This is a genomic window from Chloroflexota bacterium, assembly GCA_013152435.1.
GTDB lineage: Bacteria > Chloroflexota > Anaerolineae > DUEN01 > DUEN01 > DUEN01.
In genome coordinates this window covers 1-9400 of sequence record JAADGJ010000134.1, presented here as the reverse complement: position 1 = coordinate 9400, position 9400 = coordinate 1, and the positions used below count along the sequence as shown (strand labels likewise).

Sequence of the window (9400 nt, the reverse complement as noted above, 5' to 3'; positions counted from 1 at the left end):
GATGGTGGCCACGACGGCATCCTCGGGCGTCACGGCCGGGTCCTGCACGATCAGCCGCTCGACGACCTCCAGGTCCACCACGGTGACCTCGTCCGCCTCGGCGCAGACCACGTAGGCCAGGTTGCGTTCGCCCGGCCGGTCAGGCGCGTGATAGCGGGTGAGCAACTCGATGTGGCAGGCCCCCTGGCCCACGGGCACGCGAGCCAGCTCCACCTCGGATTCGCTGGCCCCCGGCTCCCCCTGCGCTAACCGTCTCAGCTCGGCCGGATCGAGGACGTACAATTGCCCCGCTCGATCGGCCGCCAGCAATCGCTGCGGCGGTTGGGGTGGCTCGCCGACCCACTCCAGCCAGGCCAGCGTGCAGGGTGTGGTCCCCAGCGACATAGTGTAAGCGGTAGCCTCCCGCGTCGCCTCGATGGTACGGCGCACCTTCTTCCATTCCTGGCCGCGCAGCCAATTGGGCAGCGCCACGGCCAGCGCATCGTAGGCCACGTACAGCGTGGTCGCCTGTGTCGCGTCGCTCAATTGCACGACGGCATCCGCGTCGGATGTGGCGTCGGCCTTCGCCGTGCGCACCAGGGCGAGGTATTCCAACCCCTCCGGGAGCCGATCCAGCGTGGCCGTCGAATCATCCAGGTAGATGGGACTTCCCCGATGGCCCAGCGCGACGGTTGCATGAGAGGGGTCGGCGCTGCTCACCGCGCCCGGTCGGGCGCGCACCAGCGCGAAATATCCGGTGGTGGGGCCGCGGGCGCCCTCAGCCCTGTTCCCGCCGAGGGCGACAGTCTCCCCCGCGGCGACCTCCCGGCTGTATAGCTGGAAGCGCAGCCGTTCCACCGTGCGCACCTCCAGGCTCCCCGCGTCGGGATCGACCACATAGGCCCAGCCGTCCTGCTCGACCCGCTCTGGGCCGCGCTGGATCAGCGACCAGGGGACCCGGACCTCGAACGTGGCCCGCTCCCGCTCCAGCCAGCGGAACTGCACGCTCAGGGAGGGCTCCAGTTGAAAGATCGAGGCGTCCCACGCCGTCCCGTCGAATGAGCCTTGGCGAAATCGGGCCGGGTCGGGCGCGTCCCACACGCAGCGGCCGTAGGCGGTACGTCCGAAGCGGCCGATGGTGGCGGTGACGTGCCAGTCGGAGTCGCCGCGCGGCAGATGGGGCGATTCCACCTGGGTCGGGCGGGTGGCGAAGCGATAATCCGGGTGGCCGACGCCGGCCAGGTCGAAGGCGCCGCGTGGCCGACGCAGGACGAAACGCGTCCGGTCCCGATCGAACGCGTCCCGATCGTAGAAGCCACCCCGCATGGAGAACAGGCGGTCGGAGACGTCGCGGCCTTCCAGGCGGGCGGTGCCGTCCGGGGCGATCACCAGCCGCTGGCCGTCGGGCACGGTGCCCAGGTAGCCGATGACCTGGCCGTTGGTCAGGTTGGCGATGACCGGCTCCACCGTGCGGTCCTCGATCCCGATAACCACGATGGTGGGGATCACTGGCTCGAAGTCGTCCTGATGGAGGCCCAGGCGCTGGCCGTTGACGCACACGGCCGGGGGCGGCTCCACCGGCTTCCAAGGCGTCTCCACCAGCATCAGGGGCTCCGTCCGATCGGCGGCCCGGGCGAGGGTGATGCCGGGCGTCGTGCCCGGGATCAGGCGCGGCTGGCCATCCCGATCCCAGATGTCCAGGCCCAACGTGGCGGCGGCCACCTGGAGCACGGCGGCGGGCGTCGCCATCCCCTCCAGGTAGATGCGCACCAGCGCCTTCAGCCGTTGCCGGAACCGCTCGCGCGGCTCGCCGTCGAACCGGGATATCCCATACAGCGCGGCGATCCGCTCCAGGTCGCGCACGTCGAGTGCCCGGTTGACCCAATGCGCCCACATGACCTCCACCAGCTGTCGATCCAGGCGCTCATACGGCTCGGCCAGCACCTCGACGACCCGGTAGAGGAGCTTTTGCGGATCCCGCGCCTCCATGAAATCGGGGAAGCGGGAGAGGATGGCATCGCGTTTAGCCATTGAAATGATCCACTCTCATCGGATAATCATTACGCAATACGGAGTACGCAATACGTATTACGTGTTGCGTATTGCGTGTTGCGTATTGCGTGTTGCGTATTGCGTGTTGCGTGCTCACGTCTTCCCCTCCACCGTCCTCAACACCACCCGCTCGTTGGCGGCGATCTTGAATTGGTTGGAGGGAGCGGGCGTGGCAGTGCCGTCGGCGAGCTCGCGAGTGACGGAGGCGCCGCTGGCGCTGTACTCGGCGGTGGCCAGGATGTGAGACGGCGTGTGCCCGGCGTCCTCCAGCGCCTGCCAGATCTCCGTCAGGCCGACGGTGTCGCTGATCCCGTCCAGGTACGTCAACAGCACCGATCGCGTGGCCTCGGTGGCATCCGTGGTGCCGGCGGCCACGGCGCTGAAGGTCACGGTGATATCCAGGTAGACGGGCGCGCCCGCCGCCTCCACGCTCAGCGCGCTGGCCGCCACGGTGATCTTCTCGCCCGCGCCGGCCGGGAGGCTCTGTCCGGCGCCCAACTCCTCGGGCGGCGTCTTGTCCAGCCGGCGGATGCGCAGCTCGGCGATGTCCTCCACGCCGTCTACGCCCAGGGCCAGGCTCACCAGCTTGTTGTACGCCAGCGGCTCGGCCACCTTCAGTCCGTCCAGATACGCCGACACGGCCTCTCGGACGTTGGTCAGGATGCGAGCCGTCGTCTCCTGCGGCGCGTCCGGGGCGCTCAGGCTCACCCAGAGCCGCACCTCCGCCGGGATGGTGGTCAGGGCGACGCCGCCACCCTCGCCCTCGACCGTGGGCTCCGTCAGGTTGTGATCGATGCGGATGCCCGCCGGCCGGGTGGCATCCAGCGTGGCCAGCACCTCCCCCACGACCGCCTCATCGCAGTCCACCGTGAGCTGCACGCGGCCGGGGTCCGTCCGCAACTCCTCGCGCAGATCGACGGAGCGCACGCCCGAGATGCCGAGCAGCGCGCCCTGGATGGCGGTCGGCGTGGCCTTGCCCCCGCGCTCGATGGCCTGCTTGGCCCGGGCCCGCAGCTCCTCGTCGGTCTCCGCGGCCTGTCCCTGGGCCGTGCCCTCCGGGTTGGTGACGGAGGCGATGCCGGCGATGGGGCGGACCATGATGGTGATCTCGTTCGGCTGGGCGATCCCCTCCTCGCCGAGGGTCGTCGCCCGAATGGGGACGGTGACGCTTAACTGGCCATCGCGCAGCGTCTTGGGCGTCGTCGTCTCGAAGGTCAGCGGTGGATCGGTGGCAGTGCGTAACTGGGTGCCCGCCTTGATCTCGATGTCTCCGACGACGCCGGCCGCCCGGGTGAACACGACCTCGCCGGTCGCGTATTGGGCGGAGCGGCGAGTGATCCCCAGGATAGCGACCACCTGATCCAGCGCGCCGCCCGTGGCCGTGTCCACAAACCCCGCGTCGTACGCGGCCTTCAGCGCTTGCTGCAGCAGCGCGGTCTCTAAAGCGAACGCCTCGGCCAGGGTGCGGGTGATGCTGCCCACGAACCGGTCGGTGAGCGGCGACGTGCGTCCGGTCTCGTAATAGTTCACGTAAAACGTGGAGCCGAGGTCCGGGAGCTTGCCGCCGGTGCTCCGCCAGGCGATGGCCCCGGCGACCACGTCGTAATCCTTGCCGCGCTCGAACAGGTAAAACTCGCCGTCACGCTCGCCGACGACCTTGACGAAGGCCAGGCGGGTCTCGTCCAAGGAATGCTTCAGTTCGTAGGTGAATGTATCCTGACGGAACCGGTGGGCCTCGCGCACGTGTCCACCGGTGAGCGCGGTGAGCAGGTCATCGACGATCACGGCATACGGTTGTGGGTCAAAGCTCATGTTCGGGCTCCCATCGTAGACGATGGACGATAGACGATGAACAGCCTCTGCCTCTTCGCTATCCGTCGTTCGTCATTCGTCGTTTATCCTCATTCCCCGGCGAAGCTGAAAGGAACCTGTAGCGCCACGGGCGAGTCCTCTCCTACCGGGCGCACCCGGATCTCGATGAGCACCCGGTTGCGATCGCGGGGGTCGGACTGGACATCGACCTGCATCTCCTCCTGATCCACCCGCGGCTCCTGAGCCAACGCCTCCAGCACGTACAGTTTGGCCAGGTTGCGCTGGGTCGCCGAGTTGGGGCGGCCGATCAGCTCGTACAGGCGGCTCCCGTACTCGGGGTGGCCGACGTCGGCTAGCTCGCCGCGCCGGGTGAGCAGGCGGTTTACCAGGGCCTGACGCAGGTTGTCCACACCGGCGACCTCGGCCAGATCGCGCTCCGGTTTTTGATCGGGCGGGACGCGGTGGCCGGGCACGGCGCGCAGATCCGGGCTGCCGCGCTCCCGTTCACCGCCGAGGTAGGCGCGGTAGACGCTTAGATCGGATGCGAGATGATCATCTGGCATGAGTCAGCCTCACTTACGCAACACGCAATACGCAATTCGGATTACGTGTTGCGTGTTGCGTATTGCGTATTACGTATTGCGTATCATGGCGCATTTTGATCGTTAATGAACGGCGCGGCGGGCGGCCCCAGGATGGTCAGGATGCCGGGCCCCGACGGGATGCGATCGCCCATCCGCACCAACGCCTGCCCGTCGATGGTGACGCCCATGCTGGCGATCGGCCCGATGGGGAGCATGTAGGGCACGCCGCTCACCGAGTTCACCATCTGACAGATGGATCCGGTCACGGCCAGGGGCATGCCGCCCGCGGTGACAGTGAACTGCGGGATCACGGTGATCACGCCTGTATCCGGCGGCCCCGCCGCTCCCGGCGTTAGCATCACCGCACAGCCGATGGTCACGGGTGGTCCGGGCATGGGTCGAGCTCCGTATTGGGTGTTGCGTATTGCGTGATTAGCCGGCGGAGAAGGCCGTGATCCCCTTGATGGCCACGTTGATCCCCTTCAGCGTGGCGGATGTCTGGCCCTCCACCTGGGCGCTGAGCTGGGCCTTGATGTTCACGTTCATCCCCTCCAGGGATACGTCGCCGCTGGCCTTCATGCTCAACGCGCCCTGAGCCTCCACAACGGTGTCGCCTGAGCTCTTGATGGTCACCTTGTCGGCCGATTCCAGCACGACCTCGCCGTCGTGGTTGATGACGAGCTTGGTGGCGCCGGTCTCCAGCGTGACGGCCTCGTCGTCCCAGGTCAGCGTGGCGCCGTTGGGCAATTTCAGGAACGCCCGGCGCACGCCGCCTCCCTCATCGTCGGGCGACTCGTACACCCACTCCCCGGCCTTGGCGACAGGCGGCCGGGCCTGTTCGTTGTAGAGCCGGGCTGTCACCACCGGCGCGTTGGGATCGCCGCCCAGGAATTGCACCAGCACCAGATCACCCACGTTGGGTAGCGCGCACAGCCCAATGCGCGAGGTGGCGATGGGCACGAATCGCAGCTCCAGGCCGCTGTCCCGTAGCCGCACGGAGCAGGCGTAGTTGTTCTTGTCGCTATCGCTCTCGTGCGCGTGCAGTTCCGTCACCACGCCCAACTCCGCCAGATACAGATGGCGCAGTTCCTCCTGCACGATGGCCTGGATGGTTTCGATCAATCCGCTCACGACGACTCCTGTTCTGGAAAACCGCCGAGACGCTGAGGGCGCAGAGGATTCTCTAGTGTCCTAAGCTCTCCGTGCATCTCGAGCCCTTCATAGTGCCTTTCTGGGTATCCATCTCCACAAAATAACGAGGAATGGAAGGCTGCGAATGATAGATGGCTGCTCGCTATCGGCTAACTGCTAACTGCTATCGGCTATGATGATCTCCAATGTGGTGAGAAAGCCGCGGGCCCGGTCCAGGCGGTGGCGCACGCTGATAACCTGGTACAGCCGGTTGAGCGCCTCGTCCGGCGCCCCGGTCACCTCTACTGCGTCGCCGACCTGCACCTCCGGCCGCCCGAGCGCCCGCAATGTACCGCGGATCGCCCCGCGCGTCGCCCGGCCCAGCAGGCCGTCGGCCATGGCCTGGGCTGCCTCCTGGGTGCGAGCGGATCGCGCCTGGATCAGCCATACGGGGCCGCCATCCCCCGCCGCGCCCCGGTAATCCTCCCAATCGCTGGCCAGCCAATGCCAGGTCTCGCTTCCCTCGCCGCTGGACGGGCTCTCCCCCATGACGATGACCTGTCCCACGGCTGGGGCTGCCTCGTCCACGTCGAGGTTCAGGATGTCCTCGGCGTAGGCGAAGGTGTGGTCGGCCGCCGTCCGGGTAAACGGCCCGAAGACGAGCTCGTCCTCGGGGGTGAGATAGGCGTCGAATCCGCACATCCGGGCCAGCGCGGCCACGTGCTGGTAAGCATGTCGGCGCCCCTCGATCACGTAGGCCGGCAGCGTGACGCCCGACTCGATGGTGCTGGCGGTCACGCCCGCCTGGGACGCCAGATCGCGGACGATATCCCCCGCGCTCTGCGACTCGTAGAGCTGATCGATGCGCAGCGCCTGCAGCTTGGCGCCGCCGTTACGGGCCCGCACCCGCACGCCCGCCAGCGTGGGCTCGACCGAGGTCACGGTGCCCGCAAAGACTTGCGTGGGACCACCACTCCCGCCGCCTACGGCTCCCAGCGCGCCCGCCAGATCCCCGTTGCCACCCTCATATCCCAGCGCCAGGATCAGCGCGTCGCCTACCGCCGGGCGATCCCCCGGGTTCAGCCGGATTATCGCCTCGTCGGCCGCGGGTGCCATCCCGGCGCGCACCCGGATCGCCACCACCCGCTCGACCCAGTCATCGGGCGAGCCCGTGCCAATGGTGAGCTGGAAGGCCGGATGTCGCACGCCGGGAGATGTGCCCCCGAGCAGGTCTCCTAGGACCAAATCACCCCTCCTATGGCACGTGGATGGCCGCACCGTGGATGCTGTGCAGCCGGTTGCGCTGCCAGGTGTCGTTGCTGGTCACACCGGTGCCATGCGTGTCCGTGTTGCCGGTGAAGTCATCGGCGAAGGTGTCCCAGGCGCCGAACTCATCCCGAGCGCGCACCCGGAAGTCGTGGGGGCCGCTGCTGCTGAGCACGGCGGCCTGCCGCGCGGCTGTGAGGTTGACATCGATCGTCGCCCGTTGATTTGCGTCGCCCTCCGGCACCTCTACAATGGGATCCAGATCCACGAAATCGGCTGTGCCAACGCGTCTGGCCTGGATGCGGTAGGCGGTGATGCGTCCCATGGTCGCCACGTTCAGCCGAGCCTGATCCACTGGCCGCACCTGGAATCGCCATACTTCGGGCACGGGCGGGGCAGCGCCCAGGTTTTGAGCACTCCGTTGGGCGGCGGCCTGGATCCGTCCCCGGGTGAAGACCATGCCGTTCTGTTCGAACGCATGCCGCACTTCCTGGCGGATATGCGTGATGTCATGCGGCGGGATGAGATCGGAGGCCGCCAGGTTGGCGCTTTGAATGGCCCGGTAAAGTTGATACGGAACCTGGAGGTTCGCATCCGCGCTCAGCGACTGGATCGGGTTCCAGATCAGCGCCAGGAAGCGTCGCTGGTTGACTGGGTCAGAGTTGTCGGTGTGGCCCTGTTTGACGATCTCCTGGTCGATCTGATAGAGCATATTCGCTACGGCGATGGGCACGATCTCACCCGAGCTGTCGGTGCCGTCGCCGTCGCTGCCTCGCCAACCGTGACCGGAGGGATCGGGGCGGGTGGGCGTGGTTTTATGGGCGTTCGCCACGTAATCCGCCCAGCCCTCAGCGAAGGCCAGACGCGGGTTCCGCTCGTCCGTTGGGTTGTATCCCCGGTGGTTGGGCACGGCCACGGTCGTCCGGGACGGGTCCAGATAAAGGGTCTCCAGCACCGCGTGCCCGTACTGATGAGCGATGATCTCCCGGTTCCAGTGGTCTGGCTGGGCGGCGCCCGGGGCGGTGTGGTCCGTGTTCAGCGAGATGCGCGTGCGGCCGGAGTCAAATTTGCTGCCCTCGGCCGCGCTGTTGAAGAGCTCGACCTGCAGGTTGCTGACGCCCGACCAATCGCCGTTGGTGCGAGTGCGCAGCCAGTCGTGCGCCTCGCCGATGACCCTTAGAATGAAGGGGGCGGCATGCTCGACGGTGGCGTCGGCCGCGCCGGTGCCAATGCGGAATACCAACGGCCCGCCCGTCGTCGGCACCCGGGCTTCCACGTTCGTAAAGAGGCCAGCCGTTGTTCCGTCGGTGGCCGTCTGCCCTTTCGTGTCCCAGTGGATCACGTTGCCGCCCTGGCGAACGTCCACGGTCGGCGGGATGATCGCGTCCGATCCGGCGCTCAGCCGGCGACGCATGACAACGCGAGCGTACAGGTTTAGCCGATCGCGTCCTCCCTTGGGTACAGCGATCTCCGCCCGCCCGTCCTGGCCCACAGTGCCGGTCACCAGCGGTTGAGTAGCGGCTGCATCGTCCTCCCACACTTCCACCTCGGTGCCGACGGGCAACGGCCGATATCCCCCAGCCTCGCGATCGAAGTACTCGAAGCGCAGGTGCATCTGGATGCCCGGCGCCTCCAGTCGGAAGCGCAGCCGCTCATTGGCCCCCACCAGGCTGTCCTGCGTCCAGTTCTGGAAGTGCCCGGAGATGGTGCGCACGGAGCCGTCGGACGCGATGACCTCGCCCTGCTTGGTGCGGGAATCCCATCGGTCTTGATCGAGGAAGTAGTCCACCAGGAGGAACAGGGAGGGATCGCCCGTTTTCTCGATCAGGAAGTAGATGCTGGGGTGATAGTCCTCCCGTTTGGGTAGGGAGGTCCGGATCTCCCCATTCTCATCGGTGGTGACCGTGGCCAGGACCGGCTGCGGCGCGGCCGGGTTGGAGTCCATGATCTTTACCGGGATGCCCGCTGGCAGCTTCTCAAATTCGTTGTTGACCACGGAATAGGACTCAAAGGCGGCCTGGATCCGGATGCCCGTCGGCCGGAGGATCAGGCGCAGAGGCGAGTCGATGCCCAACCGGTCGCCGCTGAAGTCCTCCTCGTAGAAGCCGCCCTCGGAGGCCGTCTGCGAGCGGGATGACCAGTGATCTGCCCCGGCGGCGAAGAAGCTGTTGGCTATGAACTCGGCGAACTCCGCCCCTGAGGGCTTGATTACCCGGCAGTACAGATCCGGCCCTCGCTCGCCCGACTCGCTGGTGGAGAACGTCATACGTACGGCGCTGGTGAGCTCTCCATCGGGCCCGCGAAGCTGCACGGTGTGCCCCTTGGCCAGCTTGTCATCCCCGGTGATGGGATCGTAGTCCCAGACCTCGACCTTCACCCCGGCGGGTACTGGCTTCACCTGGCCGTCTCGCAGGTCCTCGTAGAACACCTGGATCCAGGCATCGATGTTGCGCGGCGACCCGAAGCCGCTGATGATCCAGAAAATGAACTTATCCCAGCCGCTGGGTTCCCCCTGGACCTCCGTGGCGTTGTCCTGCAGATACACGTCACGGCGGGTGATGTTGTTATCCCAGCGC

Annotated in this window: 7 protein-coding genes; all 7 read right to left on the bottom strand. The window is 67.0% G+C overall.

Annotated elements, in window-relative coordinates; translation table 11 throughout:
* Positions 1-2010, bottom strand: a 2010-nt coding sequence (locus GXP39_18690) for a hypothetical protein (GenBank protein ID NOZ30063.1), incomplete at its 3' end; no start/stop codon positions are given.
* Between the two features lie 114 nt (positions 2011-2124).
* Positions 2125-3843, bottom strand: coding sequence for a hypothetical protein (locus GXP39_18685; protein NOZ30062.1), 1719 nt, complete (start codon positions 3841-3843; stop codon positions 2125-2127).
* Between the two features lie 89 nt (positions 3844-3932).
* Positions 3933-4406 carry a GPW/gp25 family protein gene (locus GXP39_18680; GenBank protein NOZ30061.1) on the bottom strand — a complete coding sequence of 158 codons (474 nt, stop codon included), beginning with the start codon at positions 4404-4406 and terminating at the stop codon, positions 3933-3935.
* 83 nt (positions 4407-4489) lie between these two features.
* Complete coding sequence (locus GXP39_18675) at positions 4490-4822, bottom strand: hypothetical protein (GenBank protein ID NOZ30060.1); 333 nt, start codon at positions 4820-4822, stop codon at positions 4490-4492.
* A gap of 37 nt (positions 4823-4859) precedes the next feature.
* Positions 4860-5558 (bottom strand): Rhs element Vgr protein, encoded by a 699-nt coding sequence (locus GXP39_18670; GenBank protein NOZ30059.1) that lies wholly within the window; start codon positions 5556-5558, stop codon positions 4860-4862.
* Between the two features lie 177 nt (positions 5559-5735).
* Positions 5736-6803 carry a hypothetical protein gene (locus tag GXP39_18665; GenBank protein ID NOZ30058.1) on the bottom strand — a complete coding sequence of 356 codons (1068 nt, stop codon included), beginning with the start codon at positions 6801-6803 and terminating at the stop codon, positions 5736-5738.
* 10 nt (positions 6804-6813) lie between these two features.
* A partial coding sequence (locus GXP39_18660; protein NOZ30057.1) for a hypothetical protein occupies positions 6814-9400 on the bottom strand: 2587 nt, incomplete at its 5' end.

Coding starts and splice junctions, on each gene's coding strand:
- GXP39_18685 (NOZ30062.1), bottom strand. CDS start 3,843: ATGAGCTTTGACCCACAACCGTATGCCGTGATCGTCGATGACCTGCTC.
- GXP39_18675 (NOZ30060.1), bottom strand. CDS start 4,822: ATGCCCGGACCACCCGTGACCATCGGCTGTGCGGTGATGCTAACGCCG.
- GXP39_18680 (NOZ30061.1), bottom strand. CDS start 4,406: ATGCCAGATGATCATCTCGCATCCGATCTAAGCGTCTACCGCGCCTAC.